Annotated in this window: 17 protein-coding genes, 1 tRNA gene and 1 pseudogene; 8 read left to right on the top strand and 11 right to left on the bottom strand. The window is 34.3% G+C overall.

Going from position 1 to position 26,120, the window contains the following annotated elements:
* Nucleotides 1-1,072 precede the first annotated feature (1,072 nt).
* The gene (locus tag ACFINC_RS06195) at nucleotides 1,073-1,912 is read right to left on the bottom strand and encodes a DUF1460 domain-containing protein (protein WP_375616560.1); all 840 of its coding nucleotides are present in this window, start codon (nucleotides 1,910-1,912) and stop codon (nucleotides 1,073-1,075) included.
* Between the two features lie 766 nt (nucleotides 1,913-2,678).
* Between ACFINC_RS06195 and ACFINC_RS06190 the strand changes: the two genes are divergently transcribed.
* Nucleotides 2,679-3,899 (top strand): MFS transporter, encoded by a 1,221-nt coding sequence (locus tag ACFINC_RS06190; RefSeq protein WP_375616559.1) that lies wholly within the window; start codon nucleotides 2,679-2,681, stop codon nucleotides 3,897-3,899.
* Nucleotides 3,900-4,183: 284 nt separating this feature from the next.
* On the opposite strand, the pseudogene ACFINC_RS06185 reads toward ACFINC_RS06190, so the two are convergent.
* Both ACFINC_RS06185 and carA read right to left on the bottom strand, forming a co-directional pair.
* Nucleotides 4,184-4,325 (bottom strand): annotated as a pseudogene (locus ACFINC_RS06185) (Arm DNA-binding domain-containing protein); the annotation flags it as partial.
* Nucleotides 4,326-5,321: 996 nt separating this feature from the next.
* Complete coding sequence (gene carA / locus ACFINC_RS06180; RefSeq protein WP_375616558.1) at nucleotides 5,322-6,518, bottom strand: glutamine-hydrolyzing carbamoyl-phosphate synthase small subunit; 1,197 nt, start codon at nucleotides 6,516-6,518, stop codon at nucleotides 5,322-5,324.
* Nucleotides 6,519-6,797: 279 nt separating this feature from the next.
* Here carA and ACFINC_RS06175 point away from each other — a divergent pair, with 279 nt between their 5' ends.
* A complete protein-coding gene (locus ACFINC_RS06175) occupies nucleotides 6,798-7,250 on the top strand; it encodes a GatB/YqeY domain-containing protein (RefSeq protein WP_375616557.1) in 453 nt (150 codons plus the stop codon).
* A gap of 658 nt (nucleotides 7,251-7,908) precedes the next feature.
* Here the strand turns inward: ACFINC_RS06175 and ubiC are convergent.
* From ubiC to ACFINC_RS06155, 4 genes are all read right to left on the bottom strand, one after another.
* Nucleotides 7,909-8,415 (bottom strand): chorismate lyase, encoded by a 507-nt coding sequence (gene ubiC, locus ACFINC_RS06170; RefSeq protein ID WP_375616556.1) that lies wholly within the window; start codon nucleotides 8,413-8,415, stop codon nucleotides 7,909-7,911.
* A 1,153-nt stretch (nucleotides 8,416-9,568) separates the two neighbouring features.
* On the bottom strand, nucleotides 9,569-9,820 hold the full coding sequence (locus ACFINC_RS06165; protein WP_375616555.1) for a GlsB/YeaQ/YmgE family stress response membrane protein: 252 nt from the start codon (nucleotides 9,818-9,820) through the stop codon (nucleotides 9,569-9,571).
* Nucleotides 9,821-10,688: 868 nt separating this feature from the next.
* Nucleotides 10,689-12,380, bottom strand: a complete 1,692-nt coding sequence (locus ACFINC_RS06160; protein ID WP_375616554.1) for a Na/Pi cotransporter family protein — start codon at nucleotides 12,378-12,380, stop codon at nucleotides 10,689-10,691.
* Nucleotides 12,381-12,450: 70 nt separating this feature from the next.
* Nucleotides 12,451-13,662 (bottom strand): mechanosensitive ion channel family protein, encoded by a 1,212-nt coding sequence (locus tag ACFINC_RS06155; RefSeq protein WP_375616553.1) that lies wholly within the window; start codon nucleotides 13,660-13,662, stop codon nucleotides 12,451-12,453.
* A 136-nt stretch (nucleotides 13,663-13,798) separates the two neighbouring features.
* On the opposite strand from ACFINC_RS06155, the gene dnaG reads away from it, so the two are divergent.
* The 3 genes from dnaG (at nucleotide 13,799) to ACFINC_RS06140 (ending at nucleotide 19,190) form a co-directional block, all read left to right on the top strand.
* Nucleotides 13,799-15,736 carry a DNA primase gene (gene dnaG, locus ACFINC_RS06150; RefSeq protein ID WP_375616552.1) on the top strand — a complete coding sequence of 646 codons (1,938 nt, stop codon included), beginning with the start codon at nucleotides 13,799-13,801 and terminating at the stop codon, nucleotides 15,734-15,736.
* Between the two features lie 354 nt (nucleotides 15,737-16,090).
* A complete protein-coding gene (gene rpoD, locus ACFINC_RS06145) occupies nucleotides 16,091-18,106 on the top strand; it encodes an RNA polymerase sigma factor RpoD (protein WP_375616551.1) in 2,016 nt (671 codons plus the stop codon).
* A 622-nt stretch (nucleotides 18,107-18,728) separates the two neighbouring features.
* The gene (locus ACFINC_RS06140; protein ID WP_375616550.1) at nucleotides 18,729-19,190 is read left to right on the top strand and encodes a YcgN family cysteine cluster protein; all 462 of its coding nucleotides are present in this window, start codon (nucleotides 18,729-18,731) and stop codon (nucleotides 19,188-19,190) included.
* 29 nt (nucleotides 19,191-19,219) lie between these two features.
* On the opposite strand, the gene ACFINC_RS06135 is transcribed toward ACFINC_RS06140, so the two are convergent.
* Entirely contained in the window at nucleotides 19,220-19,963 is a 744-nt protein-coding gene (locus ACFINC_RS06135) for an SIMPL domain-containing protein (protein WP_375616549.1), read from the bottom strand.
* 172 nt (nucleotides 19,964-20,135) lie between these two features.
* Here ACFINC_RS06135 and ACFINC_RS06130 point away from each other — a divergent pair.
* A tRNA-Ile gene (locus ACFINC_RS06130) sits at nucleotides 20,136-20,212 on the top strand.
* A gap of 1,697 nt (nucleotides 20,213-21,909) precedes the next feature.
* Nucleotides 21,910-22,092, top strand: coding sequence for a hypothetical protein (locus tag ACFINC_RS06125; RefSeq protein WP_375616548.1), 183 nt, complete (start codon nucleotides 21,910-21,912; stop codon nucleotides 22,090-22,092).
* On the opposite strand, the gene ACFINC_RS06120 is transcribed toward ACFINC_RS06125, so the two are convergent.
* Nucleotides 22,016-22,330 carry a helix-turn-helix domain-containing protein gene (locus tag ACFINC_RS06120; protein WP_375616547.1) on the bottom strand — a complete coding sequence of 105 codons (315 nt, stop codon included), beginning with the start codon at nucleotides 22,328-22,330 and terminating at the stop codon, nucleotides 22,016-22,018. The genes ACFINC_RS06125 and ACFINC_RS06120 overlap by 77 nt on opposite strands.
* A 1,328-nt stretch (nucleotides 22,331-23,658) precedes the next feature.
* Here ACFINC_RS06120 and ACFINC_RS06115 point away from each other — a divergent pair.
* Nucleotides 23,659-23,970 carry a hypothetical protein gene (locus ACFINC_RS06115; protein ID WP_375616546.1) on the top strand — a complete coding sequence of 104 codons (312 nt, stop codon included), beginning with the start codon at nucleotides 23,659-23,661 and terminating at the stop codon, nucleotides 23,968-23,970.
* A 779-nt stretch (nucleotides 23,971-24,749) separates the two neighbouring features.
* Here the strand turns inward: ACFINC_RS06115 and ACFINC_RS06110 are convergent.
* Together ACFINC_RS06110 and ACFINC_RS06105 are read right to left on the bottom strand one after the other, a co-directional pair.
* Nucleotides 24,750-24,929: a YegP family protein gene (locus ACFINC_RS06110; protein WP_375608224.1), complete on the bottom strand. Its 180-nt coding sequence runs from the start codon at nucleotides 24,927-24,929 to the stop codon at nucleotides 24,750-24,752.
* Nucleotides 24,930-25,315: 386 nt separating this feature from the next.
* Nucleotides 25,316-25,855: a helix-turn-helix domain-containing protein gene (locus tag ACFINC_RS06105; protein WP_375616545.1), complete on the bottom strand. Its 540-nt coding sequence runs from the start codon at nucleotides 25,853-25,855 to the stop codon at nucleotides 25,316-25,318.
* Between the last annotated feature and the right edge of the window lie 265 nt (nucleotides 25,856-26,120).

The raw sequence follows: 26,120 nt of genomic DNA, 5'->3' as shown, positions 1-26,120 counted from the left end.
AAAATTTGATCCATTAACTGTTTTTAGAGTGTTCAGAGTAGGGCTTGCCGGTGTTCTTTTGTTAAGTGAAGCACATGAAATGGTTAGCAGCTTAAATCCACTTAAGAGAACGGATTGTTTATAGACAGTTGGGAGTAGATATTTCGTTGCTTAGGGCGAAGAGAAGTGAAGCCTTCGTAATAAGTTTAATGAGATTTAATTATAAATTTTATATAAAAGTTATGAATAGAATTTTAAAGTTTGTGATTATAGATTAATCATCATTATTTTTGCTAATAAATGTGTTGTTTTATCGATACAATGTGTTCTGTTTTGAGTGCTCTTTATTGCATGAAGGATGGGAACTCATTAAAGAATGAAAAAAATAATGCTCATATCTCTACTCTTTGAAGGATATTATTGTCGTTGCTGTAGAAAATCACAAAGCTGAACTAAGGAATGATGCTAAAGATAGAAACTGGTTTTTAATTGATGCCTTCATATTTTCATTCCAATCTGGCATCAAAATTTTACAAGGACTCGTACAGTACTGGTGCATCCTAATCATAAATATGCTGCTATATCAGGGCTATTTTAATTTATGGATAACAACAAAAAGCAAAGACTTTATGAGGAAAACAATGCTATAAAGTCAAAAATTTATATGTTCTAAATTAGAGAGGTAGATCGAATTTTTATAAAATTCTTTATGAAACAACAACCAAACATATCTGGCTTTACTTTTACTTATTTTACAAACGTTCGTTGTGTCTTTTGCGTTATATTCGTAAAGATCAGATTAGCGGTAATCTACAGATAACTCTTGGTTGAGAATATGAAAGGAAAGCGTGATATTATAGTAGAGTTTTTTCTGTCTTTATCGTTCAACCAGTAAAAGTGATTACAAATCCGTGATTTCTCCAAAAATGATTTGGTCATACCTATAAACAAAGTTAAATCAAAACGACTTTTTTCTCTTAAAACTGTAAACAAATATATTGTATCCGTATAGCTTGAACGAAGTTAGATGTTTACCTGAATAACTATAGTATATATTTTAAGAATGGAGAAGATATTTCATATCGCTATGATGTTATTCAAGAGCTCTTAAAACAATGATTCCTGGTGTTTTTTCAACATAATTCATAAAAGGAGAATCAACGACTTTTTCGTTTTCTTTTCGTGAAGAAGCATTTCTTAACATTGGCCCTTTATCTGTCATGATAAAGAAGCCTACATGTGTTACATCCAATCCAGCAAGTTTTGTATAAATACCAATGAAATCACCAGACTGTAAACGACCTATAACCTCTTCATTAATAAAATTACTTGGAATATACGTTATTGTGCGTTTCACAACTGGCAACCCAGGTAGATAGCTTCCACCATCAGCTTTTTTGTTGAGATATTTTTCTGTTTTTACCGCATGGGGACTTATTTCAGCGGTAATATCAGTGGCGAGTTTATATTCTCTATAAGCCCAGTCCGTAAAAAAATGTTTCCGATTTAAAAAATGAACATTACCGTTAATATAACGCGTTTTTATGACGTTATTTATGAATTCTGTTTGGGATGTTGATTTGCGCAATGCTTCAACATAATCCAGATAAGTGAAGCAATCTAAGCCTCTAAAATCAATGATCAGTTTTTCTGGTGTATTTTCTGAGCCATGTAACATATTTGCTTGGTAAGGTGTCCCTAAAAAAGCTTCAGAAAGAAAATCAATTAGTGCACCTTTTTCCTGATAATTTGTTTCTAAACGTTTTTTGAGAAGAGCATTTAATTTATTTAGAGTATAGGAATCTAGGTTTACGCTAGTGGTTTGTTGTGTTTCTATGTTATTATCTAAAACGCTTTTTTGTGGACCAGAATCCTGACTATCACATCCTGTAACCAACATTAAAATGAGGATTAATTGGATTATTTTTCGCATTTTATACACCATTTTTGAATTAAAAATTCATGACGAACTATTTCTAAAAGTGCTATTTTTTAATGCTTATCATGATCATCGTTAGATTTAATGGTAGCATACAATCGTTAAGAGTATCAATGAATATAAAGATAAAATCATGTTTTTTAAGGTTACACAAACTGCAAGTGATATGAATCTTTTCTAATATTATAGAATTAAGGGATTTTTCTCTATAATATACTTATTCTTTAAACAAGTATTGTCAAATAAATATTTTTAAAAATATGATGAGCTTTTTACGTTGTTAAGCTATTCGGGTGATGCTGCTTTAACCTTATAGCATATTCTGAGGGTGAAAAAATTTTTTAAGAGCTTATTTTTTAAAGGTTTCAATTATTATAGGATATCTAACGTATCCAATGGAATTGAGATTCCTGAAAACGGTGGTATGAGAGGGGAAAATGATGTCTGATAAAATTCATCATAATATCTCTAAAACTATTGGAAATACTCTGTGTTTTATGAAATTTTGTTCATGAGTTTGTTGCACAAATATTTTGTTTGTATAATGCAAAAAATATTTTTTATGCTTTAACAATGATATACAAATTAAAGATATACCAATTAAAACGTAATTTTATAGTTTTATATTGACTCTTACTTAAATTTTTACTTTGTTATTATTTTATATGTGAAAAGTATAGGGTATAGAATACTTTTAAAAGGAAAAGGGAGTTAAAAGATAGCGGGGGAGTCATTGTATGTGTAAAATAGTGTGTATGTTATGCAAGATCAAATGCTCAATCCGAAATTTGTTCAGCGTGGGCTCATTTTAGTGTTCATTACTTTATTGTTGGATATTCTTGGCATCGCAATTATTTGTCCTGTTTTGCCTGAATATTTTTCTCAGTTAACTGGAAAAGATGTCAGTGCGTCTTTTGTAGAAAGAGGAAAATTGCTTGCTGCTTACTCAGTGATGCAGTTTTTGTTTGCTCCTATTATTGGTAATCTCTCTGATCGTTATGGTCGTCGTCCTATTTTGCTTGTCTCTATTATCTGCTTTGCTCTTGATAATCTCATATGTGCTATAGCATGGAGCTATTCTATGTTATTTATCGGGCGTCTTTTATCGGGGATAAGTGGCGCTAGTTTTGCAACTTGTACAGCTTATCTTGCGGATATATCCGATGATAAAACCCGTACACGCAATTTTGGTCTGTTAGGCGTTGCATCCGCATTGGGGTTTATTTTAGGATCGTTTATTGGTGGTTTTTTAGGTCAGTTTGGTCCGCGTATTCCGTTTTATTTTGCTGCTGGTTTTTCACTAATTAATTTTATTTTTTCTTGGGTTATGCTTCCAGAAACCCTTTCTTTATGGAATAGGCGCTTTTTTGATATTAAGCGGGCAAATCCCTTAGGTGCTTTTTGGCATCTGAAACAATACCCGATGGTTCTTTGGGTGTTATTGGTCTTTTTTCTTTATTGGTTTGCGGAATCTGTATGGTTAAGCATTTGGGCTTTCATTGCAAAAGAACGCTATGATTGGAGTTCTTTTTCTATTGGACTCTCCTATAGTGTTTTTGGGATAGGCCAATTTATTGTAGTCGCTCTCATTTTGCCTTATTTTTCTAAACGATGGAGTGATTGGCATATTGTTATAGTGGGGCTTTTGTTTGCCTCTGTTGCTATGCTGGGTTATACATTCGCGACGCAGGGGTGGATGGTTTATATGGTTTGTGCGTGCACAATGCTTGAATATCTTGTTCATGCACCTATACGTGCTATTGCTTCAGCGCAGGTACCAACAAATGTACAAGGAGAACTGCAAGGAGCAATGACATCTGTTATTTCGTTAAGTTTAATATTTGGTTCTGTTTTTTATGTGTTTCTCTTTGAATGTTTTACAGATAAAAATGCATTGTTTTATTTTTCTGGCGCTCCTTTTATAGGAGGTTTTTTGCTTCTTGTCATTGCAACGGTTATTTTTGCCTTGCGGGTACGTTAATGTGTTGAGAGGGGCTGGTAAGAATATTGTGCTAGAGAATGCACAAGATAAACTTTATAGGAAGAAAGTTTTTGGGATGTTTGTTTTGCAAAGTGTTGTTAAAATATTGCTTTCTTATTCATTGCGAATATTTTTTGTTTTGTGATATTGTTGGTATAATAGAGGCTATGCTTTCTCTGTTGCTTGCAAATCAATATCCAGTGCACATGCAGTAGCGTGTTGAAAAAAAGTGTAAAACGTATCAGTGTTCGATGTATCCGTACTGTACGTAAAACAGAATGCTATTGTGTTGCACATTCACGGGTTTGTTTTAAAGAGACATCAGGTACCCAAGCCCATTTCGCGGTGGCGCCCGTGAATGGGATAACGATAATACCATTGAGCAGTGCCATCTTTAAGTTTATAAAGAAGCAAGCCGGAACCATCACATTATTTTCCAGCTCGTGGGTGTTGGTGAGCAACTCTTGGCACTTGAGACGGTTCATAAGAGCATTTTTAGTCCTTTCTTATACAGTTTTATCCACACACTCATCCCGCTTTTGACGTGCAAGCGAATGATTTTGATTGATTCAACATAGAGAGATTTGAAATGAGAGAATCTTACAATATTTAGTTTCTTATTCAAGTTGAATAAAAATATATTATTATAAATCAAAGTGTTATCTGAAAAATTCTGAGTTTTATATGCTAAATTGGATATAAAATATTGTGTATATTTATTTACATTATTTCTGAAATCGAAAGACAATCTAATTTGGGAAGAATATAAAATTGTAAAACTGCAAAACAGTTTCCAGTTTTGTCATCACTTTTTTATTCGGCTTTATAGCTTTTAAAACTATCTACGATAATATCTTTTAAAGAGTAGAGATTTGTTGCATATCCTCACACTTTTTGTTTTTTTATTTTTTACAATAGAGAATATGCTTCTCATCAAAATAGGAGGCTCAAAACTGTATTGGGTTGTAAATCCAGCACTTATTTTGAAGAGATAGCTTTCAATGTGTTCACACCAATTTCGTGATAGTGCTGATGAATGATATAAGATCAAAGGCACTGTAAATGGTATAAGATTCACTATCCACGATTATCTTCACTTCTATAAAAGATGCTCACATTCACTTTTCTCGTTTCTCTTATTACGATAGCTCTTGGTCCTTGATATGGTAGCTCCTTTATCTCTTTAAAAATGCTTTTTTAAAACACACTCATCTTGCTGGGGTGGATACGCTAATGGTTTTGATTGATATGAGCTTAAGAGGAGGGGAATGAGAAAAATTGATGCTATCTAGCACTCTCATTTAAGGTGTGAAATGATGAATAATACTCATGGTTCAATAAGCTGTAGGTATAAAAATAATATAACTGCACGTAGGAAGACGATATAATTTGGAGAGAAGTCAGAAGGTGAGACATTTTATTTTAAGATATTTTTTTGTAATTCATAATGAGATCAGAGAAATGCTGAAAGAGGTAGTGGCTATCTTGTGGTCCAGGAGAAGCTTCGGGGTGGTATTGAACAGAAAAAACAGGTTTTCCAATGATTCGAATACCACAGTTTGAACCATCAAAGAGAGAAATATGTGTTTCTTGAACATGTTGTGGTAAAGAGGCAGAATCTACGGCAAAACCGTGATTCATTGATACAATCTCAACTTTTCCAGTGTTAAGGTCTTTAACTGGGTGGTTGGCACCATGATGTCCTTGGTGCATTTTCACGGTCTTTGCACCAACCGTAAGAGCGAGAAGTTGATGACCAAGACATATTCCAAAAATTGGTAAATTATGATCAATTAATGTTTTGATTGTTGGAATGGCATATTGAGCCGTAGCTGCGGGGTCTCCTGGCCCATTAGAAAGAAAAATGCCATCAGGGTTCATTGCCAGAATTTCTTTTGCAGTTGTGCGGGCAGGTACAACAGTAATACGTGCTTTTTGTGTTGCCATAAGGCGAAGAATGTTGCGTTTCACACCGTAGTCAATGGCAATTATATGAATATTGTGCACATTGTTTGTGTCGTATCCTTTATTCCAAATCCATGGTTTTTCATCCCATTGCATTGATGATTGAGATGTAACTTCTTTCGCAAGGTCAAGATTGACGAGACCGTGCCATTTTTGTGCACGTTTCTTTAATGAAGGAATATCAAAATTTCCATCAGAATCATGTGCAATAACAGCATTTTGCGCACCCTTCTCACGAATAAGAATTGTAAGGGCACGTGTATCAATACCACAAAGCGCAATAATTTTACGCGCTTTAAGCCATTGGTCAAGGTTTTCATGAGCACGATAATTTGAGGGATGTGTAATGTCTGCCTTAAAAATAGCGCCAACAGCACCATGACAGTTGAGAGGAATGAGAGCCTCTATGTCTTCACTATTTGCTCCTACATTTCCTATATGAGGAAATGTGAAATTAATGATTTGTTGTGTGTATGATGGATCTGTAAGGATTTCTTCATAGCCTGTGATGGCGGTGTTAAAACACACTTCAGCTTCAGCAATACCTGTAGCACCTGCTCCTTTGCCTTCAATAACGGTTCCATCAGCTAATACTAAGAGGGCTGTAGGTTTGCTGATACTCCAAGGACTGCTAGATGAAATCGTTTGTATCATAGTGTGTATCCACAAGTTATTTTCTGAAAGATATAAAGATATAATGATCAACTTTACACAAAAATAATACCAAAAACATACTTCTAACAGATGCTGTATATATTATTTTGGTAATGTTTCGCTTGAAACAGAGAGTATAAGTACATTCCATGAAGAGGTAAAGTCTTGTTTTTATCTTTTCTAAGATCGAGTCCTTAATTATTTTTTTATTCTCTATTGCAAGATGGATAAAGATTGGTCAAAAGGCATTTTCTGTTTGAACAAAATTGAATCAATTTAATGTTGCGTAACCAGATTGATGCGGCTCTTAGGGCTGCTTTGAAAGCGCAAGATAGTGCGCGTCTTGCTACACTTCGTTTAATGAATGCTGCAGTTAGGGATCGTGATATTCTTTATTATGATGAAGGGAAGCTAGAAGTGGATGATCAGCAGATACAGTCTGTTTTCACTAAAATGCTTCAACAGCGTGAAGAATTGATACGAGTCTATAAAGAGTCTGGTTGCTTGGAATTGGCAGAGAGAGGACAAGCAGAAATAGAAGTTATTCGTGAGTTTCTTCCCTATCAACTTAAGGAGATGGAAATAGAACAGGTTCTTTGTGAAGCTTTGGCACAAACAAAGGCTGAAAAATTACGCGATATCGGTAAGGTGATGGCATGGCTTAAGGAACGGTATGCGGGGCAAATAAATTTTTCTAAAGTGTGCAATAGTCTTCGTAAAAAATTGCAATAGATCTTGTTAATTCAAGGGGATGGGAAAATATTTTTTATTGTGCGTCGCCTTTGTAAGTCAGTAGGATGTTGATAAATTTCATTTATTTTGTACACACATACTATTATTAAAAAAATATTTTTTTGAAATAAACGAATCTTTTTTGGAGCTCATAGAGCAATAGAGTATCTTTTCTGCATTATATTTTTCTATTCTTCAAAGTCATTACATCATAAAAAACAAAAATATTATAGAGTTTTTATTTTTTTAAAAAAGATTTATTGTCTTCAACGTTAGAGATCAAAAGAGAATGATTAGAAAAAGCATTTCACTGATGCAGATTGCAAACTTTTTGTGGGCGTGTATTGTTATATTTTTTGATACTTCAAAGTGCTTATTTTATAAAAAGTTGCTATTATTTTTTCAAGAATGGTGATTATTTGGCAAGAAATTTAAATGCATATGATTTTATCAATATGGGGCGTATCTGCTTTATTTAAGAGCTGATTTTAATGATTGTCATAAGGAAAGCAGAATTTTAAAACGCTTTTTAAAGGGGAACATTTTTAAGCTGAGATGAAAAGATATTTTGAGATGATTTTGGAAGTTCTTTTCTCTGATTAAATCTCTTCTAAGCTATACAAAATCTATAAATTATGCAGAATAAAATGAGCATCCTTTATTTATGGGGGTAGAGTGGTGAATCTGTTAAAAACAGTTCGGTTAGCAACAATGGCTTACCAGTTAGTCGCAAACGAGAACGACGTGCCCATAACGCACCTTGTTGACCAATATGAATGTAATCGCGGGTTAAGTTTCCACTGTTAAATAAATAGTTTCCTAGGGGCACAGTTCCCAAATGCATCAAGGCTTGATTGTGTAGGAGGGTTTCTTGTGGGATTACAGTGCGTCCGATAAGCCAAGGTTTATTATCTCCTATCAATATGACTTCGCGTAGCCAATAACGCGTACTTTCGGGGAGATGCTCTGCTTCTTCTTTTAATTTATCTCGCGTAATGAAACATTCGCGTTGTGGTTGAACTTGGAGGCAGGTGCAATATTTTTTTAGTCGAAGCGTCATCGAGCCCAATTCCATGAGCCAATCGCGAATGCTTTCTGGTATGGGAGGATTTTGATCAGAGAACCACTTTAAAGGTGGTAAGAGGGAATCCTCAAGATCAGACATCGTTTTACTCCACAGCTAAAGTCTTATTCCATATGTTATGTTGGGTTAAATAGATAGCTCTATTGTAATACAAGGCGTATAAAAGCAGCAAGATTTTAACAGGAAGATATCAAAGGGAATGTCGAAAGCAAAGGTCTTTAAAAGAAGATATGCGGGAAGTATATATGATAGGATTATTTTTATTAAAAAAGCAAAATAAGGTATTATGTTTTATCCAAGGTGTTTTCACAATGCGTTACGGAAATTTCTTTATCGCATGAGAGCAATGGAAAAAATGTTTCGTACTTTAAAATTCGTTTGTAACGCATATAAAGAAAAACTAAAAATTGCATCTATGCAAGATGATATAAAGAGGAAATTTTAAGAGGAACAAAACTTTATTTTATACTTTAGAAAGTGAAGAGATATTCAAATCTTTTGAATTGAGATGTAAAAGAGATCGTATTCTTTATAATCGAGAAGTTTATAGTAATGAATATATTTTTGAAAACTTTAAAATATATTGTTGAAATTGTGAAAAATTATTTCATCTTATAGAGTGTATAGTAATTTTATAATAAATTTGCATTAATATTATTTATATAATTTTTATTATTGAGATAGATTTAAAAAAATATAAATATAATTATAATTTAAGTTTTATATTTATTTTATACACTATTTTCTTTTAAAGATTAGGAAAAATTTCTTTATCATTTGTGCTTACTTTCTCTCTTTATTTTTTAAGATGCAAAAAAGCCCTTCTAGTTTTTCGGTAAAAAAGGTATTGTTGATAGAGTGTATAGGTATTAAATATTATACGGTAGAATTTTTAATCATCATTAGCAATTTTTGTAACCTTATGAATTGTTATTACAGTGAGATAAACTGGATTTGCGCATGTGGTACAAAAATGGGTTCGTATTTCGTTAAAATAACGCAACATATCTCTCCTAATATGTGTAAGTTTATATAGGCATGAAATGGTGCGTTATAAAGTTCTTTACTGCATTTCGTTTTATAATACGGTGATGGTGTATGCCCAAAATCGCAGCTTAAGCATCACACTACCATATCAAAATTAGTAACAACAAGTTACAGGGAAATATTTCAAACTCTGCTAGTTGTTTCCTAGTTTTGTATTGAATCCCAAAAGGTGTAAAAAATAAATACTCTATGATCGAATTTTTTGTCCTATCCATATAAGAATACAGGCTCCTATAAAACCTGAAATAAGATAGCCAAGCCAACCAGCAAAACTTATACCTAGAAGACTAAAAAGAAAGCTTGCTAGCGCAGCGCCAATAACCCCTAAGATAATATTTAACAATATTCCTGTTTGGCTTTTCATAATATACTGTGCAGCCCAACCTGCAATTCCGCCGATAATAATAGCTGCAATCCAACCGATGTTTGCATTTTCCATGATACCCTCCTTTGCCTGAATTTAAATTATAACTAGAGTAAACTTTGTAAAAATCAAGGTTTATTCCTTTTTTACCCAGTGAAAAGGATATTTCTTTTAGCTATTTTACTTATTACTTTCCTTTATATTAAAATAATATTCACATTTATAGCACAATAATACTTAATAAGTATAAATATATAATACATTTTAATTTATAAACAAATTAATTAATTGAGAAATATGAATAAAAGAAGAAAATATTAGTGAAAATCTTTTAAGAATTCATAAAGTGTATTTATAAGCTTTTAAAGCTCTCTCTTAAATTTAAAAAAACAATTGTGATTAAAGCAATAAGTAAAATGGATATTTAAAAGTTTTGAGCTTGCCAATTGATATAAATGATGTTTGAAATTAAAATTGTTTTGTTGACACGTTATAGCATGGCTGTATAGGTTGAACCTCTACCAATCTTGGTATAAACGTTGCAGTTTTGTGGGGTTTTACATTCCTTATAGAGTATTTCTTTTTTGCTGCTACTGTGAAGCGATTCCCTTTTTACAAGGCGGATTTAGATTGCAACTGTCATGCTCTTGACCATCTCTTTATATTGCGAACAGTCTTGGCTTTGAGATGGTTAGGTATTTTGATGTCTTTCTTCAAGAGTTCTATTCTATATGCTACTTTGTTTGTAATGTGCAAGAAAATGACTTTGAGCAATTCATCATGAGTAGACTTTAAATGGAAGAATTTTACGATGAAGAAAATTCATTTAAAACGTCAAATAGATAAAATATTTTTACTAAATTGATATTTTGATCAAGGTATTTGAATGTTCAAAATTGAATGATAGATGGGGTGCATTTCTTATTCAAGTTATTTTAAAATTTTAAGATTTTTCTGTCTGTTCTTCAGAAGGATTGCGTAAGCGAGAACTTTGAAGAAGTCCCTGTTCCTCTAAAATGGGGTAGATCATTGAGGTTAAAAGAGAGTTAATTTGTTTGAGATCACGGACAGTGTCGAGATGAAGACTGGATGATTCTACATTTTTGAGATCCCCTTCACGCAAACGTTTAAAATGTTTTAAACTCATCTCTTTTTCTAAGTTTCGTAGTTGATCTTTTTTTTGTACCAATAGATGTGCAGTGTACGTGTCACGTGAGACGAGAACGTTAAATGCTATATGCGCGTTGGCCAGTACAATGGCATGGAAACGAAGCAGATCATTCCAGCCCTCGCTGCTGAACTGTAGAGCTTTTTGTTGTTTCTTTTTAACCAGCATCAACATATTATGAATAACGATATCTCCTGCTTGGTCTAATTTTATACAAGCACCCAGAAGTTCTTGCATTTGAAGAGCTTCTTTATCGGATAATTTTTGTCCTGCTAATCGCGCAAGATAAAGTTTGATGGCGATATGTTTTTTGTCCAATATAGTGTTTAGTTGGTTGAGTTCACGAATAATATTGGGATCAGGCTTTTCATAAAGTCCCATGATTTTTTCTAGCATGATGTCTACTAGATCGCAAATATGAATGACTTCACGCATGACATTCGAGAGGGCGAGAGTTGGGCGTTCAAGAACACTATCATCAAGAGCTGTTTGATCAGATAAATTGAGCGTTTTATCGGTTTGCGTTTTTTTTGCACTGATATGAACAATTTGAGTGGTCAATTTTAAAACCCACTTTGAAAGCGGTATTCCAGCAAGGAGAATGAAAACATTAAAAATGATATGGGCATTAATCACTTGAGTAGGGGTGTTCTTGCCAAGCCATGTGATGGGTGGTTGAAAGGAGAGAAATAAGACAAGTACAAGGATTGAACCAGCTCCACGCATGAGTAAATTTCCCAAGGGAACGAGGCGGGTATTAGGAGAAGCGTTGCGCGTTAAAAGTGGTGCTATAAGAGAAGAGCCAAAGTTGACACCAAGAACCATAACAATGCAAAGTTGCGTATGGATAAGATCGTAGTTGGCGAAATTGACCAGCAAAATGATTCCTGCAATGGATGAATGTAAGAGGTAGGTTAAGGCTGCAGCCAACAAAAAAGTGGAAACAGGATCGGTTGAAAGATAACGAATGATGCTAGGCAAAATTTTGCTATTGCGTAGAGGTTCTGTCGCTGTACTTATCATTTGTAAAGACAAAATCAAAAGACCAATGCCGATGACAATACGTCCTATTTGACGCCATTCACGTTTTTCTGTTGTCATGAAGATACAAGTGCCAATTAAAAGACAAAGGGGCACCACAAGTGTGAGATCATAGGTTAGGATTTTAACAACGACTGCTGATCCTAATTCTCCTCCGCGTACAGCCATCAGTCCCGCTATTCCAGAGACAAAACCAGATTCAACGAAAGAACCAACGAGGAGTGTTATGGCTGTAGAGCTTTGTAAAATCATGGCTGTAAAAAGCCCAAAACTTACAGCAAACAATGGTTTTGAAATGATGTGGCACATTTTATATTTGAGCCTGTCACCATAGGCGCGTTCAATTCCTGTGCGCACCATGCGTGTGGCCCAGAGAAGTAAAGAAATAGCGCCGGCAAGATGAAGGAGTACCAATGAACCGTTCATGATACTTTATTCTTTCTTTGTTGGTATGAATATGGTTGCCTCAAAATTAATAAATTGAAATTTATCGTTTTTATTTCACTTTTAATGCTTGGTTAAAATCATAACCGCTTGGATTTTGAAAAACCTTTAGACCAAAAAAGGGAAGAATGGAATAAAGGTGATCAAAAATATCACCTTGAATTTGTTCATAGTCTATCCAAACGGTGGTGTTCGTAAAGCAATAGATTTCCAAGGGTAATCCATTTTCTGTAGGAGGTAATTGTCGTGCCATGAGGGTCATATTAGGGTTGATGTTTAGATGCTGTTGCAGATATGCAAAAACATAAGCACGAAAAGTTCCAATGTTGGTTAAACGGCGTGTATTGGCTAAGACATCATGATTTTTATCTAATTGAGCATTCCATTGTTCGATTTCTGCTGTTTTTTGCGTGAAATAATTTTCTAATAAATTAAATCGGGAAAGATATTTTTGTTCTTCTTCTGTGAGAAAATGGATACTTGATTGATCAATAAAAAGGGAGCGTTTAATGCGCCTTCCACCCGATTCTTGCATTCCACGCCAATTTTTAAAAGGGTCAGTCACAAGTTTACGGATAGGAACTGAGGTAATGGTGTTGTCGAAATTTTGAACTTTAACAGTATGAAGAGCAATTTCAATAACATCACCATCGGCACCGAGATTGGGAATTTCAATCCAATCACCAACACGAACCATGTCGGTGGATGAAATTTGAATACCGGCAACGAGAGAAAGAAGCGTATCTTGAAAAATTAACATGAGAACTGCGGCCATTGCACCAAGACCGGAGAGAAGAATAAGAGGGGAGCGGTCAATCAATGTGGCGACCATTAAAATTACCGCAACAGTAAAAAGTGCAATTTTAGCAATTTGAATATAACCTTTTATCGGTTTTAGTCGTGCTGTTGGACGTTGTTCGTAAAGGATGTTAATGACATTGAGACAAGCAGAAATTGTCAGGACAACAAAAAAGATAATGAAGGCATTGGCAACATTACCGATGACAGTGCTGAATGCATTGGGTAATGTTTCTATAAAATTAACGCCGATTGAAAGAATAAAAGCTGAAATGATATTTGCTATGTATTGAGTAGCATTTTTAATATCGGTCGTTGTATTTTGGGGGAGGAGAGAAGAGAGTTTTTTTGCTCCGTGAATGAGTGTTTTTTGTCCTAGAAAGTTGATTAAAAGGACAGCTATAGTAAGAATAGTAAGCCAAGAAATAGCCTCTAACCACGGGTATTGAACAATAAATTCGATCACTTTTTTACTCTCCATTTCTAAGATTATATACAGTTGAGAATTTAAAATTTTACAACTGCTTTAAGAGGAAGTATTGGAATTATGCTCTAAAGTCGTTAAATATGCAAAAAAGAATTTTCAAACTCTGTGAGAGATAATGCGTTTTCCGCCCGATTTCCTTAATGAATTGCGTACCAGACTCCCAATTTCAACCGTAATTGGCCAACGAGTGGATTTTGACCTTCGAAAAAGTAAGCCTTCACGGGGAGATTTTTGGTGTTGTTGTCCATTTCATGGTGAGAAAACGCCTAGTTTTCATTGTGATGATCATAAAGGACGCTATTATTGTTTTGGTTGTGGTGTAAGCGGAGATATTTTTACTTTCCTTTGTGATCTTGATGGATTGCATTTTTCAGAAAGTGTAGAGCGTTTGGCTGATTTTGCGGGAATAAAAATCCCTATTGAAGATCCACAAAGTTATAAACGTCAAATGGAAAAAGCTGATCTTTATGATGTGATGAAAATTGCTACAGATTTTTTCCAATATAATTTACGCGATAAAGGAGGTGCACAAGCACGTCGTTATCTGGATGCACGTGGAGTTACATCAGAGCTTGTAGAACGTTTCCGAATTGGTTTTGCGCCGGTAAAGCGTACGGCTTTGAAAGAAGCTTTGAGTGCACGTGGCATTTCAATCAAGCAAATGGAAGAATGTGGACTTCTCACAGTGCATGAGGAGAGTACAGATTCTTATGACAGATTTAGAAATCGCATTATATTTCCTATTGAAGATTTGCGTGGACGCGTGGTGGCTTTCGGAGGACGTGCATTAGAGAAAGAGGCACGAGCAAAATATCTCAATAGTCCTGAAACAGTGTTGTTTCATAAAGGAAATATACTTTATAATGCGGCGGCGGCGCGCAAAAATAGCCGCTTTGTTGGCGATGAAAAAATTCATTCACTTCTTGTTGTTGAGGGGTATATGGATGTCATTGCATTGACTAAAGCTGGTTTTGAAGGAGTTGTAGCACCCTTAGGTACAGCATTAACGGAAGCACAAATTGAGCTTTTATGGCAGATGGGGAAGGAGCCTATTTTATGTTTTGATGGAGATGATGCGGGTTTAAAAGCTGCTTTTCGTGTTGCAGATCGTGTATTGCCTCTTTTAAGGGTAGGGGTTTGTGTACGCTTTGTTTTGTTGCCGCAAGGAAAAGATCCTGACGAAATTGTTTGTGCTGGTGGCGCACAGCTTTTTTCTTCTTTTTTGCAAAAAGCAATTCCTTTGAGTGAGCTTTTATGGTGGCGTGCTACCTATGGAAAGCATTTTGAAACTCCAGAGACACGAGCAGCTCTGGAAAAACACCTAAAACAACAAATTTTTACGATTAAGGATGAAGATGTTCGTCGTTATTATTTGCAAGATGTAAAAAAACGCCTTTTTGATTTTTTTCGTCCCTCTTTTTCGAAAAAAAAGGGAGGAGGAAGATATGATCTGTCTTCGCCAAATAGGATTTTTAAAGAGCAATCCTTTTCTCTGTTAGCAAATTCTGAAATAGTACGAAATTCTTCGCAAGCTATTCCTTTGCGTGAAGCAGTGATTTTACTCACTTTAGCTTACTATCCTGAGTTGTGGTATGAAAATTTTGAGATTCTTTCTGAGTTAGAATTAAAAAATACTCAATTGATGTGTTTTCATCAAGCTATGTTGGAAATTCTTGGCAATCAGCAGCTTCATGATAAAGAGACAATGGTTGCGTTCTTGGAAAAAAGAGGGCAAAAGGCTCTGTTAGAGCGTATGAAACATCTTGTGCAAAATATTGGTATGCGTATTATCTTTAGTGGAGCCCCTATAGAAGATGCACGTGCTATATTAAAACAAGCTGTCTACTTGCATCTTCAAGAACACCACCTACATAAAAGGTTACAGGATATTGAAGAGCAACTTGTAGAAAATCCTAAGAGTGAGGTTTTTGATCTGCTTCGTGAGATAAAAAATGAGCTGGAGCAGATGCAGGCAACAGAAGCGTTAATTGAAGGGTTTGGAAGTTGGTTGGATGAAAAAATAGACGGGAATGCACAAGATACGATAAAATGATTCGCTTTTTTAATGCGAATCAGTCACTTAAATTTTAGATAAGGAAGTTTTATGTGGAGTAATATTTTCATAAAGGTGATGATTAAATTTTAGAAAAAGCGGGCAAATTTTAGGAAAAGCGGGAAATTGGTTCTTACGATAGGGTACAGAGATTATCTCAGAAGGGCTGAGAGGTGTCGGGGAAACTTCTGGAGTTTTCCCGCGTTTTTGTCTGAATGACAAGGTGTATACAAAATGTATTCTTTCTAATAGTAATCTCTTAAGAAATATATATGAGAAACTATTGGGTGATTGAAGTGAGAACAAAAAAGCTGGTCACATAGAAACTATGGCGTGATCGAGTGGAGTTATGGTATGGCAACAAAGGTTAAACAGAAAGATAATGCAGAAGTAAAAAGCCAAGCGAGTTTAGATGGCCCTCTTCTTGATTTTTCTGATGATGCCATCAAGAAAATGATTAAACTTGCCAAAAAAAATGGTTACGTAACGATGGATGAACTCAATGCAGTTCTTCCGTCTGAAGAGGTTACATCCGAACAAATTGAAGATATCTTGGCGATGTTCTCTGAGATGGGGGTTAATGTTGTGGATGATGAGGATGAAGTTGATGCTGAAAATTATGAAGAGGAAGTTACTGTAGAAGGCGGTGATTTAGTAGAGTCCTCTAGTTACGCAATTGCAACGACAACGAATAAGCGCGAAGTAACAGATCGCACCGATGATCCGGTGCGTATGTATTTGCGTGAAATGGGGGCTGTTGAGCTTCTTTCACGGGAAGGCGAAATTGCCATTGCTAAGCGTATTGAAGCAGGGCGTGAGACAATGATTGCCGGACTTTGTGAGAGCCCTTTGACTTTTCAGGCTCTTATTATTTGGCGTGACGAGTTAAAAGAACAGCGTATTCTTCTTCGCGAAATTATTGATCTTGAAACGACTTATGCTGGTCCAGAAGCAAAGCAGGCTCCTGTTATTGAGAGAAGTGAAGTGGATAAGACAAAAGAAGAAAAAATGTCTTCTGGTATACATAATATGGGGGAGAGCATAGGAGAGAGAAACATTGAGGAAGATGAGGAAGAAGACGATGATGATGTTAACTTATCGCTTGCGGCAATGGAAAATGAACTTTGTCCTCAAGTTATGGAAACATTGGATTTTATTGCTCAAACCTATGTAAAATTACGAAAATTGCAAGATCAGCATGTTGAAAGCAGTTTGGCAGAGCGTAAAGAGGGAGCTCTTACATCTTCTCAGAAGAAAAAATATATTCAATTAAAGGGTGCGTTGATTCAAGCAGTAAAATCTCTTTCTTTGAACCAAAATCGTATCGAAGCTTTGGTTGAACAGCTTTATGACATCAATAAGAGATTGATTCAGAATGAAGGTAAGCTGAAACGGATTGCCAATAGCTATGGCATTGGCCATGAGGATTTTTTAAAAGAATACCAAGGACGTGAATTGGATGCAGATTGGATGAATTATATTGCCACTTTACCTACACCTGGTTGGAAAGAATTTTCGATGCGTGAAGCAAAAGAAATTCAAAAATTGCGGAGTGAAATACAAAATCTTGCACAAGAAACGGCTATTTCAATTGGTGAATTCCGTCGGATTGTTATGCAGGTGCAAAAAGGTGAACGCGAATCAACAATTGCCAAAAAAGAGATGGTAGAATCTAATTTACGTCTTGTCATTTCAATTGCAAAAAAATACACTAATCGTGGTTTGCAGTTTCTTGATCTTATTCAAGAGGGCAATATCGGTTTGATGAAGGCTGTGGATAAGTTTGAATATCGGCGCGGCTACAAGTTTTCGACTTATGCGACATGGTGGATTCGTCAGGCTATTACGCGTTCAATTGCTGATCAGGCACGGACTATTCGTATCCCTGTTCATATGATTGAAACAATTAACAAAATCGTTCGTACCTCGCGTCAGATTCTCCATGAAATTGGACGAGAACCAACACCAGAAGAGTTATCTAGCAAGCTTTCTATGCCGTTAGAAAAAGTGCGAAAGGTTCTTAAAATTGCAAAAGAACCTATTTCACTTGAAACACCGGTTGGTGATGAGGATGATTCCCATTTGGGTGATTTTATTGAGGATAGAAATGCTTTATTGCCGATTGATGCAGCTATTCAGGCTAATCTTCGAGATACGACAACACGTGTTCTTGCTTCATTAACACCACGAGAAGAACGTGTTTTGCGGATGCGGTTTGGAATAGGGATGAATACCGATCATACATTGGAAGAAGTGGGACAACAATTCTCAGTTACAAGAGAGCGTATTCGTCAGATTGAAGCAAAGGCACTTCGTAAATTGAAACATCCTAGTCGTTCGCGAAAGTTGCGCAGTTTTCTCGATTCTTAAATAAAGAAATTCATACATTTTAAGAATTCCTCCTTTCTTCTTAATGAGGGGGGGAGGGGTATTCTCTTGTATTTGGATGATTTTTTGAAAAAAAAAGAAAAATATGAGGTGGCTTTGAATAACCTAGAAAGTTGATGATATTTAATGTTTTTCTGGGGGGGGGGATTTTGTATTTTTCTTTCTGAAAATAACAGATATGGGGCAAAGAGTGGTGTGGTCGTCTTTCAAAAAAATGAATGGTAAAATATTCTCTTGCGTGTAACGATTTGTTTCTTAAAAGAGGGGATGTATTAGGAATAAACTTATAGTGCTGCTATTGCAGCATACTGACTTTTTGATGCGAAAGGTGTATTCTTTGCAGAAATTATTCTATCATTTCAAGGCGCACATTCTATTGCATTCTTTGTTAGCTTACAAAGGGATATTTCAATAGAGTATGTTCATTTATTGAGATATTTTCTGAATATCCTCTTGTTATTCAGAGAGATTTTAAGAAAATGATTTAAGTATGCATTGAGTTAAATCTTTTTAACAGACAGAAATATATGAAATTATAGACATTAAACTTTTAATTCTTTCGTTTTTTATAGATCGTTTTAAATAAAAAGGTGTGCTTGAGTTTATGAGTGGAAAACTTCCCTTTTGGAAAGTGAAAAAATTAGAAGAAATTTCCATTTCTGAGTGGGAGAGCCTTTGTGATGGCTGTGGTCGTTGTTGCCTCCACAAAGTTGAGGACGATGATACGGGTGACCTTTATGCAACCAGTATTGCTTGTCGTCTTTTAGATGGAGAAACTTGTAGGTGTCGAAACTATGCTCATCGTCACTCAATCGTACCAGATTGTATATCATTAGACATTACAACAGTTAAAACGGCGCGTTGGCTTCCAGAAAGTTGTGCTTATAGATTAGTTTATGAACGAAAAGATCTTCCGTGGTGGCATCCATTGGTATCGGGGGATTCTCAGACGGTGCATTACGCACATGCTTCTGCACGTGGACAAATAGAGGTTTATGAAGACGAATTATTATCTGAAGAAGCTTACCTCGCTCATATTACTGGTCTTCTGTGTGAAGGCCAGTGATATGATTGTTTTACACAATGCTTGCTCATTTAATCGATAGCAAAGACTACGGTGACACTCACGTTATAATTTAATTCACCGCTTGCAAAATTTGTATTTGCGTAGCTTGCATCTGCTGCTCTGCTCATGAGGCGCGGTGTTGGATGATAGTAATCATCTTTTTCATTGATTTCAATAATTTTTCCTAATTTTACATCGGCAGCTTGCGCTATCGTTTGCGCTTTTTCAATGGCTTCAGTAATGGCTTTTTTGCGTGCTTCTTGATAAAATGGCTTCGTATCTGCGTTGGTAAACGTAATACCGTTAACTGAATTAACCCCCAGTGTCATTGCTTGATCAAAGATTTTACCAGCATTGGTAAGATCACGAATGCGGACAGTTAAAGAATTTGAAACATGATAGAGTTTTTCATTATTCTTTTTTTCGTGGTGGTTATCAGGATTCGACTGATAAATGGATAAGCCTGATGTTTGCAAATCATTCGCTTGAATGCCATTGTTTTTAAAAGCCTTTATAATATCATTGATAGATTGATTATTGGAAGCTAAAGCTTTTTGGGCTGTTTTGTCATGGGTAACAACGGCGAGATTAATAATTGCCATATCCGGTACTGCCTGACTTTCTCCGATTGCCGTCACTGTAATCGTTGCATTTTTTATTTTATTTTCTTCAGCATAAACACGTACAGTCAATGAAGAGGCTAAGAGCGTGAATGCTAATAGAGCTATTTTAACCAGAGACCCCTTCAGTGGTTGAATTTTCTTTTCTATCATATCTATTCCTTTACATTTGTCAGTTGACTACTCTCTATCATTTTTAAGAGTTCTTATAAAGAAACTAGGGTACTGAAAAAAAAACCAATAGAAAAGAGAAAAAGATTGGTTATAATCTGGGTCAGCTCTTGTATCATAGGGCATTTTAGTTTAGAGAGAAACAACCTATATGGGGCCTGTAGCTCAATTGGTTAGAGCCAGCGGCTCATAACCGCTTGGTTGGGGGTTCGAGTCCCTCCGGGCCCACCAATAGGGAAATGTCCAATAGAAAAATGGATCGCTTATATAAAATTTTTGAGATTCCACTGTTTTCATTTTTTATTTATTTATTCTAGAATCCTTTAGTCGTTGTTTTTTGCAGTTTTTTCTCTCACTCACTTTAATATAAAGTGAGGGTACGTTTTTTTAGTCTCATCAAAGAAGTTCTCTCATTTGCAACATTTTAGTATTTTGATTAACTGATATGTGTCGCTATTTATTTTCTTAATTCGTGTACTGTTTTGTACTTTTTCTGTGTGATGTACTTCAAAAATAGAAAGCTAAAAGCTTCATTGGATAAGTTTATTTATACTTGTTTTGCAAATAAACAGATCTTAATAGAGACAATTTTAAAGATTGGACCTGTTCAGAACAAATGGCTCAAAAAACATTTAATGTAAATTTGCTTTTTTCTAAATGACGTTAATGTCTTTTAGATGTTTGAATAGCATCATCGTGATGAAAGGTTATATAAAAGAATATGATGGTCTATCGGTATTCATGTGTATCATGGGGGCAACGATGATAATATTTGTTGATATCTCCTTTTTTCCAAGAAAGGCGTTTTTGCTGATTTTTGAGAGATATTGTTCATCGTGACGGTTGAGTGGGCTCTGGAAAAGAATTTAATCAATTGCTCTTTGAACAGCTCATTGAATGATTATTGGTGTTTCTTTGCATCATGCAAATTTTATTGTAATAAGCATTTTATTATTCTGTAAGGAATGTTTTCTATGATGTTGGAAAATTCGTCAAAATACCATTTGGGCCTTTATGTATTTTCTGTTTAATGCTCAAAATATAGCATGTAATTCGAATTGTTATTGAAGAACCAAAGGTCTTTTTTGATTTTATTCTCATCGGGTATTGGTCGTATTTTGATAAACTTAGCTCTTTTTTTGTATTGCTAAAATTTTCCTTGTATTGATTGTGAAGAGAGTTTGATCTTTGTTATGAGTTTCTTTTCTTATGAAAAATTATTGGTAGAAGACTTTTTGTTGGAAAAATACACTTCTTCTTCAAGATCATACTTTGTAAAATATAACTTTCCATTTATGGATGGGAATTAATTTTTTATTGCAAGTTTGCATACAATTTACGTAAACAGATCATGGGGAATGATTCGTTTTATTTTTTTAATTATTACCATTTTTATCCATGATAGATATTTATATCAGTGTTTACAAAGGTGTGTTCAGAGGAGAGGTTCTCTATAAACGTGTTTCAGAGTTTTAAGTAGTGCAAGCTCTTTATAAGAACTTATTCCTATAACATTATGATATTCTTGCTTTGCAATATTGTTTTAAAAACATAGATGGTGCTATGTAGAACAAAATTATGATATATTCTTTCCGAAATGAGCTTTTCATGTTCTCTTATATGAGAGTTCAGGAGTATTTTAAGAGATATTTTCACATTAATTTATTATTGGTTCGAATCATAAGATTTGCGTAACATTATTCATATTGTTGATAAAAGTGATCATACCAATTTTCATAAGAAGGTCTGGATCGTGCGATGCTTTCTGTTTCACCATGGTACGTGACTAATAGAACTTCGTCTGATTTTATAAAATAAGTTTGTATACAATTGCTTCCATACTGCCTATTGCAAATATTTTTTTCTGAGGTATGAGATATATTTTAAACGCTTTAGCGTTATATAGTTTGACTACACGGAGTATGACTATGAAGAATGATAAAAAATTTGAGGCGGCTCTATCTGATATTATTGTGAAATGGGAGTCTTTATCGACGTCTCAAAAGCAAGCGATATTAGATAGAGTGGAAAATTTTACAGAGGCCGCTCATTCAACAGAACATTTAAGGCTTCAATCTTCTTTTTATCTCCAGACGAAATCAAAGTTATGAGTTTTAAGTCTTCATCCGATATGTTGAAACCAGTTATTACATATATAGCACTAGCATTTCCCAGTGTGTTCAAAATAGCCATGAGTTTATCTACTGAAGGCCTCTTTCCTCCATTTATCATTTGTTGGACGTAATTTTGTCCACAACCTGCGGCTCTGCTTATTTCAATCATTGTTCGTCCGTCACTTTTTATCAATTCAACTAAGCGTTGGAACCAATCTTTTTCAGTCTGTGTCATTTTTAGACCTTTACATATTTACGCTATAGCGTTAATATTGCATTGCGAATCCGGAATATATGATACAAGGAGCGTGAGAATATCCATGCAGAGCTCTTCGCTTATGAGGCATATAGAGTTGTTTTTAACTAATAACAAAATGTCTCCATACACTTTCAGATTCGAATCAATAAAAAATGGTTGCTTAGTTATACGGTTGTGACGATGTGACAAAATCAGTGCGTATACCGAAAATGGTAATACACTCTCACATACTCATGAGATTTTATCATAATAGTATACGCAGCGATATGATAAATCAAGATATACTCCGATATCAGCATTTGTAAAAAAATTCTGCATTGAGGCGGTATGTGACTATAATGAAGCTTTAGAGCCTTAAGAGATAGGGTAATGGCTGTAGAAAAAAATATAAATTCATAAGCAAAGAATGCTGATTTTTCCTTTATTGTAATAAATTAGATCACTATCAGTTAGTATATCGCGTGTGTGCGTTAAGAAATTTGGGAAATATCAAAAAAGGTGATCTTAGGTATTTTATTGAACATGAAGATAATCTGATTCACAAAGGTGGTGGTTTGGTAGGATGGATATACTCGATCAATGTGTTTTATGAGGATGAATGTATTTTTTATGATGTTGCGGTTATAATGAAGTCTGTCTTTACAAGGATATTGTTATTTATAACAGTGCGTTAATATATGGTTGTGTAGGGGGGGGGCAAGAATTCGCGTGTTTATGAAAGGGGAGGTTTTATAGTCATTTACATGTGAATGGAGATGTATATGTTTAAACTAATGCGCTCTTTTTTGATCAAGTTTTGAATGTTCAATGTTTTGAAGTTTATGGTGATGCTCGTAATTATAGAAAGGTTAGAGTTTATGAGAACGCTTTAGTTTGTCGTGATGTAAAGATTTATAAGAGGGCCAAATTTTACAGAAATGCTGTGCTTTTTAACCCTGCAGATTTTTGTAAGAAGAAGGCCCTACATGTAGCAAAACTTCACACGGTGTACAAGAGGAAGATAGGAGTGGTTGAGGAAGGCATGTGTTGATTTTATTGCATCGTTCGTTTTGTTTGAAATTCCTTATTTTATATATTTTGTGCCAATAAATATGTCGCAAATAATTGGTGTGAGCGTGTGGATTTAGCCACTTTCAGAGTGCTTTTTATATCATTTATCAATGTTTTAATAGAGAAAATAAGAATGCCGAGAGTGATTGTTCGCACTTGGAACATGCCGGTTTATTGCATTCTTTTTTTGATTGAGGATGCAACAAAGAAATTGGTCAAGATGATTACTTGAGCGGAAATTAAAGGAGATCTAAATGAGTGTAAACGAAATTTTATGGGGAGCAATGGTTGTTGTTTTGTTGTTCAGCGGAGTTATATTTCGGTTTTCTTTATATTATCGCAGTCAAGTTAAAGCTTTAAAAGAGGAGTCCAGAAGGATAAAGCATGAGTTTTTAAGAGATTCTATGAAGATGACTGAAGAACGAAATAGAGCTATTAGAGAGCAAAATATGGTGATTAAAAGACGCGATCAAACGATTGAAAAACTGAAAAAACAAATTAAACAATATGAAGAAAATGAAAAGAAATATCAAAAAGAACTTCAATCTAAAGATGATAAAGAGTAACTATATTCATCTTTTGCATCGAATTTATGCATTAAAGTCTTTGGAAATGTCTTAGAAAGACTGGAGTGATGAGAGAGATAAACTTTAATGAAGTCAATTACAGTGCTGGTGGGGAAATTGTATTGAAACAAAATATTCAAGTTTACTCTAACTTATGAAAAGATTTAATTTTATAAGATAGAGTATCATTGATCATAAAATAAAAGTTTATGATAATGCACTGATTTATAGATATGCTAGGTTATTAAAAAAATCTGTATATAAGATTCAACAATTGTTGTGGTGATATTATATTATTACTGAAAGCGGTTTTGCATGTTCTTTTTAGGTGTTGGGATATAAAAATATTATGATAGCTTCAACCAACAGGTATAAAAATTGCATGATAATAGAAAGAAAGAGATATTTGCTTTTTATGAAGATGAAGTGGATAAGCCAGTTATGCTTATCGGATACAGAATAGGAAGATGAACGTAAAAGATATTGATCTCTGCGAGAGCAATCATATTCCTAATTTATGATTTATCTTATCTTCATGTGCATTTGCTTTTTATGAAAAATACAAAATTTGAGGGGGGCTCTTGATAGATGCTATAAAGATCTAATTATGTTTGAAAACAAACATACAACCTGCAAAAATTTAACTGTTATTTGCGCGTGTTAAAAATAAGACAAAAGCTTTCTTTCATTGAGATAAAATCAGTTACTTTTCATTCATCACCAAAATAACTCAAAACCCCATTATATAAAATAAACGCTTATCTTAATGGTAAAGAATGTCAGGACTGTAATTCTCTGATAAGAGCCTTATGCGTAATTTCTTTGATTTGTTCAATATTCATAAGAATATCTTGTTTTGTTGGATAACCTTTACTTGAAAAAGCAATTTTTTGTGCATCTCCCGATATTAAACGCCAGTACCATTGATTGTGAACTCCTTGAAACACTTCAAAATACATGCTTCCCACCTCATAAAATAGCTGATAATTTTCAGGATAAATACTCAACTAATCCGTTTATGAACATTAATCTATGTCTCTATAGGAAGTCGTCAATATATGCCCCTTAAATTTTCTGACCTAAAAAATCTTCTATGAGAGCTATTATTCTTTTAACAAGAAAAAATTTCTTGTCAATAAGATATGAATGAGAATTTTATACTATAAAATTATTTTTTTTAATTTAATAACACTATACATTCATTTATAATGCAAATATTTTTACTATCATTACAGAAACAAAGTTTATAGAGAATACAAAATTTCACCAGCATGGACACAATAAAAAACTGTTCTCCACACTGGTAGAGCTTAGTCGTTTCTTTTTTCTCTTTTAAAGTAGACGTTTATTGGTTTGCTATAACCTCTTTTTGGGATACGCTGCGAATGAGTAAATCAATAAATAAACTAAGAGTATAAGAATTGGCCATTTTGGCTTTCATATCAATCAAAGAGATTGCCGTTTTAGGGGGTAGTCCATTTGATATACCTTGCTTTGATAAATATTGCTGCAATTTTTCATAAGAGCTATCGATTTTCTCTCGATTTAGTTTTTCATTATGATCATTATTGGCAATTGTTTCTTCAAGCCCTTCAATTTTTTTAATAAAATAATTCCAGTCAAAATCACCCTTTGTGTATTCGGCATCAAACATTTTTCCTTGTCCAGTTAAAAGCCAATTAATATTGACACCATACAACGTGCGATATGTTTGTAAAACACTAAGATTGGGTTCTCTCTCTCCACGCTCGTAAAAAGCAATGGAATTTTTTGTCATGCTAAAACTTTTCGCTAAGGTTTCACGTGATGGATCACCTAAAGCAAGACGTACATAACGTAAACGTTTTCCAAATATAGTTTTTGATTCAGTTTCAGGACGTGCCACGAATTATCTCCCTCAGTAAATCATCATGGTATAAATTTTGATTAATAAAAGCACACTATGTATTAATATTCTATGATGTAATGTCAATATTATAGTTTTAATTTCTCTTTATTTTTTTATTTTTAATTTATTGTATTGAGGACTAATATTCATTTCAAAACAAAATTTTGTGTTTACTGCATTCTGTCTCTTGTTTTTTTGAGAAAATTCTCATGTAACTTTACCATATATATTCTATACACCTCTGCATTAATAAATGCAATTT

It is taken from the genome of Bartonella sp. AP58NXGY (assembly GCF_042195785.1).
GTDB lineage: Bacteria > Pseudomonadota > Alphaproteobacteria > Rhizobiales > Rhizobiaceae > Bartonella.
Note: the sequence above shows the minus strand (reverse complement) of the source record. Positions and strands in the feature narration are given on the sequence as shown.

What these genes read in the sequence shown, in the direction of transcription:
- ACFINC_RS06195 (WP_375616560.1), bottom strand. Translation starts at nt 1,912, where the DNA reads ATGCGAAAAATAATCCAATTAATCCTCATTTTAATGTTGGTTACAGGA.
- ACFINC_RS06190 (WP_375616559.1), top strand. Translation starts at nt 2,679, where the DNA reads ATGCAAGATCAAATGCTCAATCCGAAATTTGTTCAGCGTGGGCTCATT.
- carA (WP_375616558.1), bottom strand. Translation starts at nt 6,518, where the DNA reads ATGATACAAACGATTTCATCTAGCAGTCCTTGGAGTATCAGCAAACCT.
- ACFINC_RS06175 (WP_375616557.1), top strand. Translation starts at nt 6,798, where the DNA reads ATGTTGCGTAACCAGATTGATGCGGCTCTTAGGGCTGCTTTGAAAGCG.
- ubiC (WP_375616556.1), bottom strand. Translation starts at nt 8,415, where the DNA reads ATGTCTGATCTTGAGGATTCCCTCTTACCACCTTTAAAGTGGTTCTCT.
- ACFINC_RS06165 (WP_375616555.1), bottom strand. Translation starts at nt 9,820, where the DNA reads ATGGAAAATGCAAACATCGGTTGGATTGCAGCTATTATTATCGGCGGA.
- ACFINC_RS06160 (WP_375616554.1), bottom strand. Translation starts at nt 12,380, where the DNA reads ATGAACGGTTCATTGGTACTCCTTCATCTTGCCGGCGCTATTTCTTTA.
- dnaG (WP_375616552.1), top strand. Translation starts at nt 13,799, where the DNA reads ATGCGTTTTCCGCCCGATTTCCTTAATGAATTGCGTACCAGACTCCCA.
- rpoD (WP_375616551.1), top strand. Translation starts at nt 16,091, where the DNA reads ATGGCAACAAAGGTTAAACAGAAAGATAATGCAGAAGTAAAAAGCCAA.
- ACFINC_RS06140 (WP_375616550.1), top strand. Translation starts at nt 18,729, where the DNA reads ATGAGTGGAAAACTTCCCTTTTGGAAAGTGAAAAAATTAGAAGAAATT.
- ACFINC_RS06135 (WP_375616549.1), bottom strand. Translation starts at nt 19,963, where the DNA reads ATGATAGAAAAGAAAATTCAACCACTGAAGGGGTCTCTGGTTAAAATA.
- ACFINC_RS06125 (WP_375616548.1), top strand. Translation starts at nt 21,910, where the DNA reads ATGAAGAATGATAAAAAATTTGAGGCGGCTCTATCTGATATTATTGTG.
- ACFINC_RS06120 (WP_375616547.1), bottom strand. Translation starts at nt 22,330, where the DNA reads ATGACACAGACTGAAAAAGATTGGTTCCAACGCTTAGTTGAATTGATA.
- ACFINC_RS06115 (WP_375616546.1), top strand. Translation starts at nt 23,659, where the DNA reads ATGAGTGTAAACGAAATTTTATGGGGAGCAATGGTTGTTGTTTTGTTG.
- ACFINC_RS06110 (WP_375608224.1), bottom strand. Translation starts at nt 24,929, where the DNA reads ATGTATTTTGAAGTGTTTCAAGGAGTTCACAATCAATGGTACTGGCGT.